The sequence below is a fragment of the Peribacillus sp. SRI_006 genome, from assembly GCF_057586375.1.
Window position 1 is genome coordinate 31,285 of the sequence record NZ_JBYCZT010000023.1, and the last position, 17,951, is coordinate 49,235.

Genomic DNA, 17,951 nt, shown 5'->3' on the forward strand with positions numbered 1-17,951 from the left:
ACTTTTTATTTTGAATATATCTGAATTTTCCACTGTTTTTATGGAAATGGACCTGGCATGAAACTTGCTTAATAAAATTGTAGTAAAACCATTAAGCAGAATGGAGGGAACATAGATATACAACATAATGGTCTACAGAGCTGGACTGGAAGTTACAGTGCGGCGAAAGCGGGGATGTGCAAAATGCCTCAGGCAGGATAAGTCAATGGCCTATCCAAATTTAACGAAAACAAAAGGACAAGCCATTGAACCAGAGCTTTTATAACAGTACATCCCGAAATTTATTGGCGATTGCAAATATGAAGTATTTTTATTTATGGGGAGGAAAAATAAATGTATGCGTTACCAAATATGGATTTATGGAAAGGCAGAACAGATAGTCTAATAGATAAAGATGAATTTAGAATTCATCAAATAGTTAAAGATAATCAAACAACATCATCAAATAATACATGTGGAATAATAGGGTTCTCTTGTGAAGAAGGCGTACGCAGGAATAAAGGAAGACTTGGAAGCAAAGAAGCTCCCAATGAAATACGTAAATCCTTATCATCTCTATCTTGGCACGGCCAATTAGCAGATAGCCTAGTTGATTTCGGAAATATCATTTGTGAAAATCAACAGTTAGAAGCAGCTCAAGCTGAATTGGGAAGCCACGTAGAGAAAATATTATCTAAAAATATGTTTCCTGTTATTTTGGGGGGCGGACATGAAACCTTTTATGGTCATTATCTAGGAATTAGGTCGAGTGTTGGACCCAATGCCAAAATAGGCATTCTTAACATTGATGCTCATTTTGATTTACGCTCTTATGAAGAAATAACTTCTTCTGGAACGATGTTTAAACAAATATTAGATAATGATCATCAAGCTAGTTATTTGCCAATTGGCATTCAACGTTATGGAAATACTAAAAAATTATTTGACACTGCAACTACACTTGGTTGCTCTTGGATATTGGAAGAAGAATTAGTAGATGGAAATTCTGAAGAAAACGAAAATAAAATTCTGAATTTTATAAATCAACATGATTATATTATATTAACACTTTGTATGGATGTTATAAACGCTTCTGAAGCACCGGGTGTGAGTGCCCCTTCCTCATTTGGTCTTTCAGGAAAAATGGTTAGACAATTAATTCGTAAGATTACTTCACATACGAAAACTATTTCATTTGATATCTGTGAAGTGAATCCATCATTAGATTGTGATAATCGGACTGTAAAACTAGCTGCAAACCTAATAAATGAAGTATTCATGTGTGTGGAGAGGAGATAAGCAATATGAACATCGAGATTAATCAAACGATCACTATTTTTTTAGCGATACTGCTTTTAGCACTAGGCGGGATTATCGTTAAGAATGTCAAATTATTTAGACACTTTTGTATCCCTGCACCCGTTGTGGGGGGATTACTTTTTGCAATCGTCGCTACAAGTCTTAAAACCTTTTTAAACATAACCATTTCATTGGATACGACACTCCAGGGATTATTCATGTTAACATTTTTTACGTCCGTTGGATTGGGTGCCAGTTTCCAATTAGTGAAAGTCGGCGGTAAATTATTATTAATATATTGGTTGTTATGCGGGTTTCTGGCATTTGCTCAAAATTTAATCGGAATTTCTTTAGCACCCGTTTTTGGGATTGATCCATTGATTGGCATGATGGCAGGAGCAATTTCCATGGAAGGCGGCATAGGTGCAGCTACAGCATTTGGCGGTACGATTGAATCGCTGGGCATTCAATCTGCCCAAGCAATTGGAATAGCAGCAGCTACATTAGGATTAGTGTTTGGTGGATTAGTTGGAGGTCCCACTGTAAAGTATTTAATTAATAAACACAAATTAACACCAAGTAAAGAGGATATTGAAATTCAAGAAAAGAAAGAAATGGAAGACAAAATAGAATTAAATGTAGCTTCATTTATGAAACAAGTGTTAATACTGACATTTTGTATGGCTTTAGGTTCATATCTAGGAGAGTTATTTTCCTCAAAGACAGGTTATGTTTTACCGAACTATGTTGGAGCAATGATAGTGGCTGTAATAGTTCGGAATATTTTAGATAAAATAAACGGGAAAATTATCGAAATGCCTAGTATTAATTTTATTGGAGATATCACTTTAGGTATTTTCTTATCTATGGCATTAATGAGTATAAAATTATGGGAAGTTGCTGACCTTGCTTTACCAATTATTTTAATTGTGGTTATACAAGTAATTTTCATTATCCTTTTAAGTATATTCATCATGTTTCGTTTTCTTGGCAAAAACTACGATGCGGCAGTTATGGTTGGTGGTTTCATCGGACATGGTATTGGGGCTACACCGAATGCTATGGCAAATATGTCAACAATCACTGCGAAATATGGACCTTCAAGTAAAGCATATTTAATCGTTCCGATAGTCGGTGCATTTCTTATTGATGTATTTGCCATGCCAATCATCATTATAAGTATTAATCTTTTTAAATGATAATTTGTTATTAAATAAGGAATCAAAAAATATAGTGTTACCGAATGTTTTTGGGAATGCCAAAACATTCGGTATTGATTTTTTTATTCTGAAATTGCCCATATAGTAGGTAATTCACGATGGTTTTTCTGTATGCATTATTAATGCACCGGAACCCTATCAATTTCGCATCATCTACATGTATGTATCGTAGCGTTTTACAGCCTGATTTAGTAAGAATGCTGCTGCGATGATCAGAGGTCAGTAGAATTAAGCTCTCTTATGCATCTCTGTTAATTATCCATCCTAGCCTAGATTGTACTGAAAAAATGTAATAATTAAAGGGGAGAAATTCGTTGTCATTTTCACTAAAACTAATAAGGAAAAGTGAACAAATAACCAGTCTTTGGTCAGGTGGTAAAACAACTCAACTAGCCATTTATCCTGAAGAAGCTGATTACTCGAAACGTGATTTCAAATGGCGGATAAGCACAGCAGAAGTCGAGGTGGACGAATCCTTATTTACTCACCTTCCAGGCATTCAGAGAATCATCATGATCCTTGATGGTGAAATGTCGCTGCAACATCAGGGAAAGCCCAGTATGCATTTAAGCCCATTTGAACAGGATCGGTTTGATGGAGGCTGGACAACCCGCAGTGTTGGAAAGGTCACTGACTTTAATTTGATGTTAGCGGAAGGATGTGAAGGTGACATCAGCACGATTCATATGAATGATGGAATCCATGCGGAAGTGCTGGATAATCGGGACTCTTCGAAAAGAACCGACGTCTTCTATTGTTTTAAAGGAAGGAGTAGAATGAATATTGATGAAAAAGAGACAATTGTTTTAGAGCAAGGTGACTTAATAACCTTAAACAGAGATCATACCTCCAACAATTTAAATATAAAGTTATCAAATCAAGATGACGACTCTACTGCAACAATTATTAAGGTAAGTATTTTTTATTGATAGAGAAATTCTGGGGTCCCAAAGCATCCTTCTCCTATATAAATTCGAGTTCATTGCGCCGCAATTTACTTACTCGATTTTCATCGAGTTTGTCTACAGTCTGAGCCGTCAATAGACGGCTTATTCTTTTTGATATTTAAAGGAGATAAAGTGTCTATTTTAAGATTAAAATTATTTTGATATATCCAATCCCTTGATTATTTGAGAATGTTTGGTGTGTGAAATTGAAATTAAAACACTTACATTTCCTATTATCTGTGTATAATTACCTGAAAATATGAAATTATCTTTTAATTCAAATGATTCAGTGTTATTATTTTATAAGAATATTCAAACTATTAAATAAGAAGGTGAGGGAACTCATATGTCACAGATGTTGGCTTTGGTTATCGTAATTCTGATTTTATTTGTAGGAGACATAGTGGCGGTTCGAACAAAAGCCTGGGTACCTTCCGTTTTCATTTCGGCGATCCTATTTCTATGTGGTTATTGGACATTCTTCCCGCAAGACATCGTTTCAATAGCAGGTGTTCCACCGGTAGTGGCAACCATGATGATGTACTTATTGATCACGAATATGGGGACATTGCTTTCAATAAGGGAATTGGTGAATCAATGGAAGACGATTGTCATCTCCTTATCTGGTATTCTTGGCATTGTTGCCCTATTATTCGGAATTGGCATCTTTATTTTTGATCTGCAAACTGTCCTTGTAGCGGTTCCACCATTAGTGGGAGGTATGGTTTCTTCAATAATCATGTCAGAAGGAGCGGCAGATGCAGGACTTACGAGCTTGTCCGTTTTTGCCATTGTTATTTATGTCATGCAAGGCTTCGCCGGATATCCTTTAACGTCAATTGTCTTGAAGAAAGAAGGGAAGAAGCTTTTGGGGCAATATCGCAATGGAAAGTTAACGGTAAAAAAGGATGAAACTGCAGCCGCTGCAGAAGGCATGACGGAACTTAGGCTGTTTAAGAAACTTCCTGAAAAATATAATACGGAGTATTTCAAATTTTTAAGACTTGCAGTTGTTGCTTTACTTGCTTACCTTGTTTCGAGTGGATTAGAGCCGATTATATCTATAAATGCATTTGTTCTTTGCTTACTATTCGGGGTTATCGGAAAAAGTATCGGTTTCTTGGAAAGACAGACACTGCAAAAAGCAAATGGATTTGGATTTGCCATCATGGCCCTTATGCTTTTCGTCTTTGATGGATTGAAAAATGCAACACCAAGTATGATGATGGAGATTCTTTACCCACTTATTGTTTGCATTATCTTAGCTGTGATAGGTATGTATATATTCTCATTCATAGCAGGGAAATTGTTAAAAGTCAGCAAAGAAATGGCCTTTGCTGTATCTTTAACAGCATTATACGGATTTCCAGCTGATTACATTATCACCAATGAAGTCGTCAATTCATTAACAAAAGATGAAAATGAAAAAGAAGCATTGCTAAGCCATATGCTGCCGCCGATGCTTGTTGGCGGATTTATATCGGTAACAATCGTATCGGTTATTTTGGCAGGAATATTCGTACAATTCTTGTAAAATAGGAGGGATTCTAAGTGAGTCTTAGCGAACGTATAGAAAAGCAAATAAATGATTTGAGCGAATTTACATCAACACCCGGAGAAGGGACTACCCGGCTTACGTATAGCAAGGAAGACTTACTTACACGTAATTATATAAAAAATAAAATGATGGAATACGGCCTGACAGTAAAGGAAGATGGATTTGGAAATATTTTTGGAAAGCTTGATGGTACTTTAAAAGATGCACCGAGCGTTCTGTTAGGTTCACATTTTGATTCAGTACCAAATGGCGGTGCGTATGACGGACCAGCCGGTGTAATTGTCGCACTGGAAGTGGCTGCCCTATTTGCAGAAAATCAATTAACACCTAAATACCCATTGGAAATCGTTGCACTGATTGAAGAAGAAGGAGCTCGTTTTGGCGGAGGGCTAATGGGGTCGAGAGGAATAGTGGGAACGCTTAGTGAGGAAAGTTTTAAAAATTTAAAGGATAAAGATGGTATCACCACAATTGAAGCGATGTCAAAAATTGGACTGGATTTCACTCTTCCGAAAAGAAGAAATCCCAATAGCATTAAAGCGTTTCTCGAATTGCATATAGAACAAGGTCCAATCCTTGAAGAGAAGAATATCCCCATTGGAGTTGTAGAAGCTATTGTTGGTTTAACCCAATTTGAAGTAACCATTGAAGGAAAGGCAGGACATGCAGGCACAACCCCAATGGATCGCCGTACGGACGCATTGGTTGCTGCCGCTCAAATTATTTCTCAATTACCGAGCTTTGCAATTGAGGAAGGAGAAGGAACGGTTATAACGACAGGGCGACTAGATGTTTTACCAAATGGAGCAAACGTCATACCGAATAAGGTGGTATTTTCGGTAGATATTCGATCAAGCAAGGAAGAACATATTAACAATGTCATCAGGCGGATGAAAGAATTAATCGAATCCTATCAGGTACAGGGGATCCATTCAACGGCGGAACAGCTGTTGTATATGCCGCCAAAGATATTGAGTAATGAGATTAAGGATTTATTAAAAGATAAAAGTTCTGATTTGGAAATTCCATACTGTTCCATTGATAGTGGTGCAGGTCATGATGCGATGGTTTTTTCCGATGTGACTGATGTTGGCATGCTTTTTGTTCCAAGTAAAGCAGGACTAAGTCATTGTCCAGAGGAATGGTCTGATGCACGTCATTTGGCAAATGGAGTGGAAATCTTTTACGAAGTGGCTAAATGTTTAACGGAGGTGGAATAAGAATGATTAATCAAACGATAAAAGAAGCGATTCAAAATTATAGTGATGAATTAACAGAAATACGCAGAAAACTTCATAGCGAACCTGAGTTATCATGGGAAGAAGAAAATACAACTGCCTTTGTTTGTGACTACCTTGAAAAATTAGGAATTACTTATCGAAAAGCAGAACCAACAGGTGTCATTGGAGAAATTAAAGGCGGTAAGGCTGGAAAGACCGTCGCATTAAGAGCAGATATGGACGCCCTTTCTGTAGAAGAACTAAGTAAAGACTTGCCGTATGCTTCAAAGGAAGAAGGGAAAATGCATGCATGTGGTCATGATGCACACACATCCATGCTATTAATTGCAGCGAAGGCACTAAACGAAATAAAAGAAGAATTACCTGGGAATGTGCGCTTAATATTTCAACCTGCCGAAGAAGTGGCAACAGGTGCAAGGGAAATGGTTAAACAGGGGGCCGTTGAAGGGGTTGATAATGTTTTTGGCATACATATTTGGTCGCAAATGCCAACAAACAAAGTCGCTTGCACTCAAGGACCTTCATTCGCTTCAGCAGATATCTTTACCGTAACCTTTAAAGGAAGAGGGGGACATGGTGCAATGCCGCAGGACTGTATCGATGCAACCATTGTCGCCTCTTCATTCGTCATGAATGTACAGTCCGTCGTATCAAGAACGGTCGACCCCCAAAATCCCGCTGTTTTGACAGTTGGAAAAATGGTCGTTGGCACACGTTTTAATGTCATTGCAGAAAATGCCGTCATTGAAGGGACTGTCCGTTGTTTTGATTCTAAAACACGTGACCATATTGAAAAGCAGCTCCAGATTTATGCTGAAAATGTTGCGAACATTTACGGTGCGACCGCAAAGGTTGATTACTACCGTGGCACGCAAGCTGTCATTAATGATGAATATAGTGCCAAATTAGTGCAAAAGGTGGCCTCACAAGCGTTTGGCGAAGACGCAATATATAATGAAAAGCCAACAATGGGGGGAGAAGACTTTAGCTTCTATTTAGATGAAGTACCCGGAAGCTTCGCTTTAGTTGGATCTGGAAACCCTGAAAAAGATACGGAATGGGCGCATCATCACGGGAAATTCAACATCGACGAGGATGCGCTTGCTACCGGTTCAGAACTTTATGCCCAATATGCATGGGCGTATTTGAACGAATAACGGACTGAAAAGAAGAAGGAACTTGGGTAATTACAAAAAGTCTTTCAATGTCAGAAGGCCGCCAATTGGCGGCCTTCCGGCGTAAATGGTTAAACTTCCCCTTATGAATATCAAGGGAAATTAGAGGAAAAGAGAAGGATAATGTGTAAATAGAAATTCCTCAATTTTTTTGACTGAGTTCATTATAAAATCTTTCATGCGTAACAACCGTTAGTCCCAGTTACGAATTTATCCTACTTATTCGATCTTTCTGGGACACTGTTTGTTTAGCAAGGACAAAACAGGACATCGGTCGGAAGGGAAAAATAAAATCTGAAGGGAAATTGTAAGGTAGTTCGGATGTACAAAAAAAGAGGGAGATGGAGCTATGAAGAAATTATTTACTAGTTTAGTAGTATTGGCAATGGCCCTTGGGGTATCTTTTTCCACCGCTTCAGCATCTGCTGGAGGTTTTCACCACCCCGAAAGCTGGGATAAGAATTCCATTTTGCGGAAGGATACTCATGGGGTGGAGGTCAGAAATATGCAGTATATCCTGAATGTCATGGGTTTTTATACAGATTCTGCAGTGGTTGACGTTGATGGTATCTTTGGACCAAAAACCGAAGCGGGAGTAAAGAAATATCAAAAAGAAAACAACTTGAAAGTGGATGGTGTGGTTGGCCCCCGGACGTGGGATAGCTTCTCGCAATATATTAAGAAGAATGGCAATGAAACATATGGAGCAGGCGGATACATGGGACTCAGAATTAAATGGAAGTACGACAATCCTTCCTATACATCGGGCTCTAAAGCCTATATTTATGGTAATGGAGATACATTAAGCGACCAATACCGATTGTATGCAAATTAAGATATAGGAAATTCCTTTCATATGAAAAACGTGTCCACAAATAGGCACGTTTTTTATTTTTTGCTTTCCCAAGTTGAATGTATTTGTAAACTCCTTTTTCCTTCTAAATAAATGCTATTCCTGCCAAGAATAAGTTTAAGTCCAAAAACATAAAAGCTTGTAAAGAAGTTACTGCTGACCCGATAGTGAAAAAGCCCATAATCCTTTTGATTCATAAAAAATTAATATTATTGTATTTCACTATCTCTCTTAATGCCTACTAATGAAGATGTTGATATGCTCCATTTCGATAGAAAGGGCCGTTGAAATTCCATTCATTTTAAATGGAAAAATGGTAAAGTTAGTGGAGGATCCTCTCCAATCGGCTGTAGCTGCCGAATGGAAGGAGGGAAATCAAAAGATTAATAAATTGAAAAATGGCTGTAGAAGTAAAGGTAAGAATTAGAGGAACTTTATAAAAAGGCTTTGCGGAGGGGGAACCCATATGGGCAATTACTTATCAATCAGTGAAATGGCTACCATTCACAGTATCTCAAGGCAAACACTCATTTATTACGATAAGATCGGTTTATTTAAACCCGTACATATAGATGAACATGGTTATCGATATTATAGTGCCGTTCAAATTCCGTTTCTAAGGGAAATTTGCTTTTTGAAGTCGATTGGCATCAAACTGAATGATATTAAGGACCATATAGGAAATCGGAATTTAACGACTGCCATGTCACTTTTGGAATTTCATCAAGAATTCATTGATAAAGAAATAAAGGCCTTGATGAATACACGTACATTCATTCAACAAAGATTAATGAAATATTCAGAAGCCAAAAATATTAAAAGTGAATTGGATAAACCCATTATAGAAGAATTTCCTGAAAGGCATGTCTTATTTATACCATTTGAAAATGAATTGTGCCGAGAAGAATTACATTTAACGCTCATGAAAGCTTGGAATGTATTAAGTAAACATGAGATGCTTCCGTCAGAGGGATTTGGCACGATTATTTTAAAGGATAACCTTGGAACGGATGATGTTTTCGAGGGTGCTGGCATATATACTTCATTACCTTTTCTCGATCCTGATATGGATAATATGATGACGTTGCCTGCTGGGCAATATGCATGTGTGTATAAATATGGAATGCCATATAACATTGATTTTTTGAATGAATTGGTTCAATGGATCCGTGAGAATCAGTATAGAATTGTAGGGGAAGTCGTAGACGCTTGCTTATTGGATACGACCTTTTACGAGAATGATAATAGTGTCGATTTTTGTCAGCTGCAAATCCCTGTGGAGAAAATTACTTGAATTTTCAAATATCCATTGACTGTATAGTAGAAATACACTTTAGAATATCATTTGTAACCGATACCATATAGGTTATTTGAATTTAAATGATACATAAGATACAGATCATGAAGTGATAGGGGGATTTTTTATGTCTGAAAAAATGAACAAAGTGACAGATTTACGTTCTGCATTGGAACTCCTGAAATCCATTCCAGGACAATTGATCGAAACGGATGAACCAGTCAATCCTCATGCTGAATTATCTGGGGTTTATCGTCATATCGGTGCTGGCGGAACAGTAATGCGTCCAACAAAAATCGGACCTGCAATGGTTTTCAATCATGTATTGGGACATGAAGATTCAAGCGTGGTGATCGGACTTTTAGCCAGCAGGGAAAGAGTCGGCCTCATGCTGGATACAAAACCGGAGCGACTGGGATTCCTTTTAAATGAAGCTGTAAAAAATCCAATTGATCCAATCACCATTTCAAATGATAAAGCGAAAGCTCAAGAAGTGGTTCACTATGCAGAAGATCCGGATTTCGATATCAGAAAATTAATACCTGCGCCTACGAATACAGAGGAAGATGCAGGCCCGTATATCACGATAGGCATGTGCTATGCCTCCGATTCTGAAACGGGTGAATCTGATATTACGATACATCGTTTATGTTTACAAAGTAAAGATGAGATGACCATGTATTTTGTTCCTGGACGTCATTTGGAGGTTTTTCGTGAAAAGGCTGAAAAAGCAGGAAAACCGTTACCTATTTCCATTAGTATCGGTGTTGACCCTGCTATTGAAGTTGCTGCTTGTTTTGAAGCGCCAACGACACCCCTTGGCTTTAATGAGTTGAGTGTTGCAGGGGCGATCAGGAAAGAAGCGGTAGAATTGGTCCAATGCTTGACGATAGATGAAAAGGCTATCGCGAATGCTGAATATGTAATAGAAGGGGAATTGGTTCCCGGAGTGCGTGTTCGGGAAGATCAAAACACCAATACGGGAAAAGCAATGCCAGAATTCCCTGGTTATACAGGTTCCGCTGTTGCGGAACTGCCTCTAATCAAGGTGAAAGCTGTTACGCATCGTGTCAATCCAATCATGCAAACAGTTATTGGACCAAGTGAAGAACATGTGAATATGGCTGGCATTCCAACTGAAGCAAGCATTCTGCAAATGGTGGAAAAGGCCATGCCAGGAAAATTATTGAACGTTTATGCCCATACTTCAGGGGGAGGTAAATACATGGCTGTTATTCAATTCAAGAAAAGTCAGCCAAGTGATGAAGGGCGCCAAAGACAAGCTGCACTATTGGCGTTCTCTGCCTTTTCTGAACTAAAGCATGTATTTATCGTGGATGAAGATGTGGATCCCTTCGATAGCAATGATGTTTTATGGGCGTTAAATACTCGTTACCAAGGTGATGTTGATACGGTCTTCATTCCTGGGGTGCGCTGTCACCCGTTAGATCCTTCACAAGATCCCGCATACAGCCCTACCATTCATGAAAAGGGTATTTCCTGTAAAACCATATTTGACTGTACAGTACCATTTCATTTAAAAGATGAATTTAAAAGGTCTGAATTTAAAGAGGTGGATCCAAGTCGATTTGTTCCTGGATTTACCAATTCATAAGTTTCGATTCAATGACTAATGTAAGGAGGGGAATTAATGAAAATCATTGTTGGGATAACAGGAGCGACTGGAGCCATTTTTGGAATTAGGATTCTTCAGATGCTTAAAAGCAGTGAAGTGGAGACCCATTTAATCATGTCCCCGTGGGCGCATGCCACCATTCAACATGAAACATCTTATTCTGTTAAAGACGTGGAGGGATTAGCTGATCATTCCTATTCTTACAAAGATCAAGCAGCAAGAATATCAAGTGGATCTTACCGGATTGATGGCATGATCGTGGCACCTTGCAGTATGAAAACGCTAGCTTCCATCCGGATGGGACTAGCGGATAATTTATTAACGCGATCTGCTGACGTCATGTTGAAGGAAAGAAAAAAATTATTACTAATGACTAGAGAAACACCTCTGAATACGATTCATTTGGAGAATATGACGGCGCTTTCCAAAATGGGGACCATTATATTCCCTCCGATGCCAGCCTTCTATAATCATCCTGAGAATGTTAACGATATCATTGACCACCTTGCTTATAGGGCGTTAGATCAATTTGAAATCGATACTCACGGTGCGAAACGGTGGGACGGAATGAAATATCGCACCAAAATATAATGGATTGCTAGTAAAGTAGGGAAAAAGGTGGGAAATGAATGGTATGGAAATGTCAGTAGAAGTTTTCGACTTGTTAAATGGTAAAAAGCTTGTCGACAAGCAGCATGAAGCCATGATGCTGTTGACGGTAAGTGAAGAAGGATGGCCGCATACTGCAATGATAAGCGTAGGTGAGATCGTAGCGATAAGCAGGAAGGAATTAAGGATTGGCCTATGGCCGGATACTTCGACTACTGCCAATGTCATTCGTACCCATAAAGCTACACTGGTTTTGTTTTGGAAAGGTAAAGCACAATATATCAGACTCTCATTAGAGAGATTAAAAGAGCTGCCAAATGCCCAATACAAAAGAGAAAGATTCCACGCCAAAATAATAGAGGCACGGGAGGATATGGCTAAGTATGCTGAAATAACCTCTGGAATTAAAATCGACTTGCAAAACCCTAAAGAAGTTGTTGAACGTTGGAGTGAGACCGTAGAGGACCTCCTTCAATAAAAACCCCAGGCATCGACTTTAAGTTACTGAGAAATCGAAATTATCAAATAATAATTGTAAAAATTAGAACTTCATGTAAAATGGAATCGTTACATGTATTTATATCTTGCCTATTCATTAATCATTAAAAAATGCCCTTTTTTAATGAAAATTAATGAACTGACTGGCTATCTTAATTTCTCGATCAAGTTACCTTGATGGTGAAGTTAAGATAGCTTTTTTTTATTAAATATGCTGGCTGGTTTATGTTAATAATCATGAAATGGGGAATGTCACTATGGAAATGTATGTAAAGGAATTGGGGAACAAAAGAATTCAAATTGCAGATTATCCTGGAGAGAAAGGGCCAATCATCGCCATACATGGTTTAACGGGTAATCATAAGCAAATGCATTATTATGCAGAAATGTTAAAGGGCGAGTACAGAGTCATTTCGATTGACTTGAGAGGGAGGGGGAATAGTTCAAGGGCAGATGTGGAGACTTCTCTATTCAAACATGCAGAAGATGTAATTGAGTTAATTCAAGAGTTAAAGATAAATAACCCGATTTTGATCGGGTATTCAATGGGAGCCTTCATCTCAAGCGTTGTAGCCAGCAAATTAACCTCGGTAAAGGCCTTGATATTATTGGATGGTGCGGCCAATTGCACTCAACAACAAAGGGACATCGTACAACCATCTCTAGGCCGATTAAGTAAAGAATATGAATCTCAAGAATGCTATATTGCAGAAGTTAAGGAAATCTATAGCCGTTTGGGTATCAAATGGACGGATCATCTGCAAAGTGTAGCGGAATATGAGGTACATGAAGTGGATGGTCACTGGGAGAATAAATCAACAGAAGACAGCGTTCTTAGAGATTTTGATAGTTTTTATTCTTTTGTCCCTAAAGAAGTTTGTCGACAAATTTCCTGTAAAACGTTATTGGTGTATGCTAGTGGGAAAATAGGGGGATTTCCTCCATTATTTTATGAAGAAGCCTATGATGATACGAAGAAATATACACCTGATATTGAAACGATCGTTTCAACTTGTAACCACTATACAATGGTGTTTGAAAATAGGGCGGAGATCAACAAAGAGATAAAGTCTTTCTTAAAAAGAATTTGATTTTTTTGAAGATATTTTTTAAAAAAATATTGAAATTAACAGAAAATAGTGTAATATTATGAATATATAATAAACTTAATTATTGCCTATTCATTAGCTATTAAAAAATTACCTTTTTTAATAACAACTAGTGAACAACTGGCTACCTTAAACACCTGCTGTCAATTATTGATAGTAATGTTTAGGGTAGCCATTTTTGTCGTGATAATGTAAACGCTTAATGAATTTGGGGGTTTTATGGTTGAAAATCATTGATTTAACATTGGAACTTTACGATGGTCTAGTTACAAATAATGATTTACCTGCAATAGGCATTAAAGATGAACCTCTTGAACAAAAGGGGAAATCTGATTCACTTCCTAAAGGCTGCCGTTCCAAGTTGATTTCTTTTTCTGATCATAGTGGGACACATGTCGATGTGCCTTCACATTACTTTGAAAACGGGGAGTCGGTTGAAAACATCAATCTGGAGAATATGTTTGGTGATGCCCTCATACTGGATGTAAGCATGTTAAAAGCGACACATGAACCGGTTACGAAAGCTTTACTTGAAGAGGCGGAACGCAGGCAGGGGGTGTATGTAGAAAAAAACGATATCGTCCTCATCAGGACATGGGGGAAATCATGGGGGGAAGAAGGCTTTTTTGAAGCGCAGGCATTAGATGATAGTGTGGCCCAATGGTTTATTGAAAAGCAAATACATATTGTCGGGTTGGATTTGCCCAATGCCGATTTGAACTACGATTCAGAAAGCGGAATTCATCAAAAATTACTGAACAATGATATATATATCGTTGAAAATCTAGTGAATCTCGAAAAATTACCTAAGCATTCCCGTTTTCTTTTCTTCGGGATCCCTTTAAAGCTAAAAAATGCAACAGCTTCACCTATTAGAGCACTATCGATACTTGACTCTCAATTAATTTAAAGAGGTGCAGACAATGAGCGAAGGATTATTGTATTTCAAGGAAGTATATGATGTTGTACCAGGCTGGGTACAAAAAATGCACGATTTTAGCCCTAATGCACTTGATCACTATACCAACTTGCGAAGTAACATCATGCAAGAGGGAGCCTTGACGAAGAAGGAGAAAGATATATTACTGGTCGGCATGAATGCTGCGAGGTTGTATGAACGGAGTATGGTTTACCATACAAAAGGGGCAATGGATGGTGGAGCAACATTACCGGAACTGGTGGAATACCTAATAGTTTCATACTTATATAACGGAACTAAGGCATTAAAAGCTGGGATAAAGTCATTGGAATATGCCCTTGAACTTAAAGGGATTCGATATCCTGAAGGAAGTGGCCATAAAGAAACAACAGAAGAAATCCTGTTGTATATGATGGAGTTATTAGGTGATGAGGAAACGGGATTCGTCTCGAATGTTTTGAAACTGGTTAAATCGGAAGACCAAAACTCTCTTAAAGATTATATATTAAGTGATTCAGTGGTTTCAAAAAGGCTAAAACATCTTCTGATGACAGGAATATTCATTACAGAATTAAAAGGGGAACAGGTTGGGGAATGGATGGAGGCGGCAAGGTTAAATGGGGCCTCGGAAGAACAATTAGCTGAAGTGGGTCTGATTTGCTTATTGACGGCTGGAATACCTGCTTGGTTTGAGGCAAGCGATTCATTGATTGAAAATAAGTAACGTGAGATTGGTGGGGAAAACATGACGAAAGTACATCAAGATATAGAAGCAGCTTTATCTTGTGTGAAGAACGGTCATACATTAATGGTAGGTGGATTTGGCTTGATCGGGGCCCCTCTTACGTTAATAGATGGATTGGCCAAAAAGGATGTAGCAGGCTTGACCGTAATCAGCAACAATTTAGGCGAGAAAGGGAAAGGTCTGGGAGCTCTCCTAAGCCAGAAGAAAATAAAAAAAGCGATCGGTTCTTATTTTACAAGTAATCGTGAAATTGGGGAATTTTACCAACGTGGCGAAATAGAGTTAGAACTATTACCACAGGGAACATTAGCTGAATCCATTCGTGCTGGCGGTGCAGGCATAGGCGGTTACTATACGAAAACAGGTGTAGGGACCGATTTAGCTAAAGGAAAAGAAGAAAGGGAAATAAATGGGGCTACATATATTTTTGAACCTGCCATAAGAGCAAATGTAGCTTTAATCAGGGCGTGGAAGGCAGATACACTTGGTAATCTTGTTTATTATAAAACGGCTCGAAACTTTAATCCGGCTATGGCAACGGCCGCAGATGTCGTAATTGCAGAAGTGGATGAGATAGTTGAACCTGGAGAACTTTCGCCAGAGGAGATTGTAACACCGCATCTATTCGTCGATGGAATCATTAAGGCAAAGAAAATCCTGACGAAGGAAGGTGTGAAAGATTATGGGTGACAAAGAATTCATGCAAAATATGATAGCAAGACGCGCGGCAAAAGAATTGACGGGTCCATGTATAGTGAACCTTGGAATCGGGATTCCGACCTTGGTTGCAAAGTACATTGATGATGAAAATGTTTTTTTCCATACGGAAAATGGATTGTTGGGAGTTGCTGATGTAGAGGAAGATGAAATCGATCCCAATTTAGTCAATGCAGGCAAGCTACCAGTAGCGCAATCGATTGGGGCATCATTCTTTAATAGTGCAGAATCGTTTGCAATGATCCGTGGAGGTCACATTGATGTTGCCATTTTAGGTGTTTTGCAGGTAGGTCAAACCGGTGAAATTGCAAATTGGGCGGTACCAGGCAAGAATATCATGGGTGTTGGAGGAGCGATGGACCTGTTGATTGGCGCCAAAAAAGTGATCGTGACCATGACACATACAAGCAAGGAGGGTAAAAGTAAAGTTTTAAAGAAATGCACCTACCCGATTACTTCCACTAGAAGCGTTGACATGATCATCACCGAGTTGGCTGTCTTTGAAGTTATTGACAAACAGTTGAAATTGATTGAATTGATGCCCGGTGTAACGATCGAAGAAGTAAGAGCAAAAACAGAAGCAGATTTTATCTATTAAATGTTAAAAAGGTGGATTAAATGAAAATACGTTCAGTAGAAGTATACATTATTGATTTACCCACAATTCGTCCTCATCAGCTTGCCATGCATACGATCGTGGAACAAACGATCATTCTTGCCCGTGTCATGGATGAAGAAGGCGCGGAAGGTTGGGCAGAGGTGGCGACAATAGGCGGGGCTTCATATGGTGAGGGGACGCCAGAGGCGATAAAAGTGAATATTGATACATATATCGCCCCGCTTATCATTGGTAAAGACCCCGTCCATTATGACAAAATCATGCATGAGGTTTCACTCAATGTTAGAGGAAATAATTTTGCGAAGGCTGTTGTTGAATCAGCCATGGTGGATTTGGTAGCCAGAAGAAGAAACATCCCTGCTTATGAATTATTCGGTGGACAAATTCATAAATCATTGCCGGTGGCATGGACTTTGGCAAGTGGGGATACGAATAAAGATATCGAAGAAGCGAAAGAATCCTTACATCAAAAACGTCATAATATCTTTAAATTGAAAATTGGCAAAGGGAATCCATATAAGAATGTGGAGCATGTATTGAAAATTATTGAAGCCGTGGGAGATCAAGCACGCATTACGGTTGATGTTAATCAGGCATGGGATGAAACAACGGCTACGTATTGCATTGAAGCTTTACAGGAAGGCGGGGTTTCCATGGTCGAACAGCCGCTGCCAGCTTGGGATAATGAAGGGATGTCAAGATTGACCGATCGTTTTAAGGTCCCGATCATGGCCGATGAGTCATTGAATTCTTTACAAGATTCATTCCAAATAGCTAAACATAGAGCAGGTAATTCGTTCGCCTTGAAAATATGTAAACATGGCGGGATGACCCAAACGAAAAAGGTGGCTGCAATTGCTGAAGGTGTAGGTTTTGGTTTGTATGGGGGAACGATGATTGAATCATCATTAGGCACGGCCATTTGTGCCCAACTTTATTCAACCATTCCCAAATTTGAATTCGGTACTGAATTATTTGGTCCGTTACTTTTTAAAGAAAATATTACGCTAAACGAAATAAAATATAAGAATTATGAAATAATCATCCCGGATGGTCCAGGATTTGGCATGGAGATAGATATGGAAAAAGTAAAACATTTTTCAAGAGGTCTTTAATTAATATAAACTGGAAAGGGGATTATGGAAAACCCACTAGTTTATGCAAGTAATCTTGAGAGGATGTAGTTTTATATGGGACAGCCAACATTATTAATCACCGCCTATGCGAAGGCGCCGCAAAATACGAGCATGTATGAAAATTATAAATACGCTGGGATGGTATTGGAAATTCACAAGGAAAGTCACATCATCATTAATGCAGAATTTACGTTTTTAACAACATTGGCCCAGGATTTTTTTAAGCGAATGATAGTTGGTTTTGATTTTAGTAAAGATATTGATTCTTTAATAGAGAATATTAAAACGGACTTTTTAGCTCCATCGCAGCAGTCGGTGATTGTTGCCCTGAAAATAGCTCACCAGAGATATAAGGATAGTTTAGAAGAAAGAAATAAAAATAGCAGGAGGTAGA

General features: G+C 38.5%; 18 protein-coding genes. All 18 read left to right on the top strand.

Annotation, left to right across the window (positions count from 1 at the left end; genetic code table 11):
- Window positions 1-333: 333 nt before the first annotated feature.
- The 18 genes from hutG to AC2YHV_RS25250 all read left to right on the top strand — a co-directional run bounded on the left by hutG (window position 334) and on the right by AC2YHV_RS25250 (window position 17,950).
- Complete coding sequence (gene hutG, locus AC2YHV_RS25165; protein WP_487374412.1) at window positions 334-1,278, top strand: formimidoylglutamase; 945 nt, start codon at window positions 334-336, stop codon at window positions 1,276-1,278.
- Window positions 1,279-1,283: 5 nt separating this feature from the next.
- Entirely contained in the window at window positions 1,284-2,477 is a 1,194-nt protein-coding gene (gltS, locus tag AC2YHV_RS25170; protein WP_487374413.1) for a sodium/glutamate symporter, read from the top strand.
- Between the two features lie 335 nt (window positions 2,478-2,812).
- Complete coding sequence (locus AC2YHV_RS25175; RefSeq protein ID WP_487374414.1) at window positions 2,813-3,427, top strand: HutD/Ves family protein; 615 nt, start codon at window positions 2,813-2,815, stop codon at window positions 3,425-3,427.
- A gap of 364 nt (window positions 3,428-3,791) precedes the next feature.
- Window positions 3,792-4,979 carry a hypothetical protein gene (locus AC2YHV_RS25180; RefSeq protein ID WP_487374415.1) on the top strand — a complete coding sequence of 396 codons (1,188 nt, stop codon included), beginning with the start codon at window positions 3,792-3,794 and terminating at the stop codon, window positions 4,977-4,979.
- A gap of 17 nt (window positions 4,980-4,996) precedes the next feature.
- Complete coding sequence (locus AC2YHV_RS25185; protein WP_487374416.1) at window positions 4,997-6,223, top strand: allantoate amidohydrolase; 1,227 nt, start codon at window positions 4,997-4,999, stop codon at window positions 6,221-6,223.
- A 2-nt stretch (window positions 6,224-6,225) separates the two neighbouring features.
- Window positions 6,226-7,401: an amidohydrolase gene (locus tag AC2YHV_RS25190; protein ID WP_487374417.1), complete on the top strand. Its 1,176-nt coding sequence runs from the start codon at window positions 6,226-6,228 to the stop codon at window positions 7,399-7,401.
- Between the two features lie 367 nt (window positions 7,402-7,768).
- A complete protein-coding gene (locus AC2YHV_RS25195) occupies window positions 7,769-8,254 on the top strand; it encodes a peptidoglycan-binding domain-containing protein (protein WP_057277169.1) in 486 nt (161 codons plus the stop codon).
- Between the two features lie 484 nt (window positions 8,255-8,738).
- Complete coding sequence (locus AC2YHV_RS25200; RefSeq protein ID WP_430756711.1) at window positions 8,739-9,566, top strand: MerR family transcriptional regulator; 828 nt, start codon at window positions 8,739-8,741, stop codon at window positions 9,564-9,566.
- A 130-nt stretch (window positions 9,567-9,696) separates the two neighbouring features.
- A complete protein-coding gene (locus tag AC2YHV_RS25205) occupies window positions 9,697-11,184 on the top strand; it encodes a UbiD family decarboxylase domain-containing protein (protein ID WP_487374418.1) in 1,488 nt (495 codons plus the stop codon).
- Window positions 11,185-11,220: 36 nt separating this feature from the next.
- The gene (locus AC2YHV_RS25210) at window positions 11,221-11,796 is read left to right on the top strand and encodes a non-oxidative hydroxyarylic acid decarboxylases subunit B (RefSeq protein WP_098865453.1); all 576 of its coding nucleotides are present in this window, start codon (window positions 11,221-11,223) and stop codon (window positions 11,794-11,796) included.
- Between the two features lie 34 nt (window positions 11,797-11,830).
- On the top strand, window positions 11,831-12,292 hold the full coding sequence (locus AC2YHV_RS25215; protein ID WP_487374419.1) for a pyridoxamine 5'-phosphate oxidase family protein: 462 nt from the start codon (window positions 11,831-11,833) through the stop codon (window positions 12,290-12,292).
- Window positions 12,293-12,569: 277 nt separating this feature from the next.
- Window positions 12,570-13,403 carry an alpha/beta fold hydrolase gene (locus AC2YHV_RS25220; protein ID WP_487374420.1) on the top strand — a complete coding sequence of 278 codons (834 nt, stop codon included), beginning with the start codon at window positions 12,570-12,572 and terminating at the stop codon, window positions 13,401-13,403.
- Window positions 13,404-13,644: 241 nt separating this feature from the next.
- Complete coding sequence (locus AC2YHV_RS25225) at window positions 13,645-14,331, top strand: cyclase family protein (RefSeq protein WP_487374421.1); 687 nt, start codon at window positions 13,645-13,647, stop codon at window positions 14,329-14,331.
- A 13-nt stretch (window positions 14,332-14,344) separates the two neighbouring features.
- A complete protein-coding gene (locus AC2YHV_RS25230; protein ID WP_063576614.1) occupies window positions 14,345-15,064 on the top strand; it encodes a carboxymuconolactone decarboxylase family protein in 720 nt (239 codons plus the stop codon).
- A 21-nt stretch (window positions 15,065-15,085) separates the two neighbouring features.
- Window positions 15,086-15,775, top strand: a complete 690-nt coding sequence (locus AC2YHV_RS25235; RefSeq protein WP_063576613.1) for a CoA transferase subunit A — start codon at window positions 15,086-15,088, stop codon at window positions 15,773-15,775.
- Window positions 15,768-16,400 (top strand): 3-oxoacid CoA-transferase subunit B, encoded by a 633-nt coding sequence (locus AC2YHV_RS25240; protein ID WP_487374422.1) that lies wholly within the window; start codon window positions 15,768-15,770, stop codon window positions 16,398-16,400. The genes AC2YHV_RS25235 and AC2YHV_RS25240 overlap by 8 nt, the downstream gene beginning before the upstream one ends.
- Before the next feature lie 20 nt (window positions 16,401-16,420).
- Window positions 16,421-17,536: a muconate cycloisomerase family protein gene (locus tag AC2YHV_RS25245; RefSeq protein ID WP_487374423.1), complete on the top strand. Its 1,116-nt coding sequence runs from the start codon at window positions 16,421-16,423 to the stop codon at window positions 17,534-17,536.
- A gap of 75 nt (window positions 17,537-17,611) precedes the next feature.
- The gene (locus AC2YHV_RS25250; RefSeq protein ID WP_048687694.1) at window positions 17,612-17,950 is read left to right on the top strand and encodes a DUF3870 domain-containing protein; all 339 of its coding nucleotides are present in this window, start codon (window positions 17,612-17,614) and stop codon (window positions 17,948-17,950) included.
- The last annotated feature ends 1 nt before the right edge of the window (window position 17,951 follow it).

Bases quoted from the DNA above. Each gene is read 5' to 3' on its own strand.
- AC2YHV_RS25210 (WP_098865453.1), top strand. From the start codon at position 11,221: ATGAAAATCATTGTTGGGATAACAGGAGCGACTGGAGCCATTTTTGGA.
- AC2YHV_RS25230 (WP_063576614.1), top strand. From the start codon at position 14,345: ATGAGCGAAGGATTATTGTATTTCAAGGAAGTATATGATGTTGTACCA.
- AC2YHV_RS25200 (WP_430756711.1), top strand. From the start codon at position 8,739: ATGGGCAATTACTTATCAATCAGTGAAATGGCTACCATTCACAGTATC.
- AC2YHV_RS25190 (WP_487374417.1), top strand. From the start codon at position 6,226: ATGATTAATCAAACGATAAAAGAAGCGATTCAAAATTATAGTGATGAA.
- AC2YHV_RS25205 (WP_487374418.1), top strand. From the start codon at position 9,697: ATGTCTGAAAAAATGAACAAAGTGACAGATTTACGTTCTGCATTGGAA.
- AC2YHV_RS25245 (WP_487374423.1), top strand. From the start codon at position 16,421: ATGAAAATACGTTCAGTAGAAGTATACATTATTGATTTACCCACAATT.
- AC2YHV_RS25240 (WP_487374422.1), top strand. From the start codon at position 15,768: ATGGGTGACAAAGAATTCATGCAAAATATGATAGCAAGACGCGCGGCA.
- AC2YHV_RS25235 (WP_063576613.1), top strand. From the start codon at position 15,086: ATGACGAAAGTACATCAAGATATAGAAGCAGCTTTATCTTGTGTGAAG.
- gltS (WP_487374413.1), top strand. From the start codon at position 1,284: ATGAACATCGAGATTAATCAAACGATCACTATTTTTTTAGCGATACTG.
- AC2YHV_RS25215 (WP_487374419.1), top strand. From the start codon at position 11,831: ATGAATGGTATGGAAATGTCAGTAGAAGTTTTCGACTTGTTAAATGGT.
- AC2YHV_RS25250 (WP_048687694.1), top strand. From the start codon at position 17,612: ATGGGACAGCCAACATTATTAATCACCGCCTATGCGAAGGCGCCGCAA.
- hutG (WP_487374412.1), top strand. From the start codon at position 334: ATGTATGCGTTACCAAATATGGATTTATGGAAAGGCAGAACAGATAGT.
- AC2YHV_RS25195 (WP_057277169.1), top strand. From the start codon at position 7,769: ATGAAGAAATTATTTACTAGTTTAGTAGTATTGGCAATGGCCCTTGGG.
- AC2YHV_RS25220 (WP_487374420.1), top strand. From the start codon at position 12,570: ATGGAAATGTATGTAAAGGAATTGGGGAACAAAAGAATTCAAATTGCA.
- AC2YHV_RS25180 (WP_487374415.1), top strand. From the start codon at position 3,792: ATGTCACAGATGTTGGCTTTGGTTATCGTAATTCTGATTTTATTTGTA.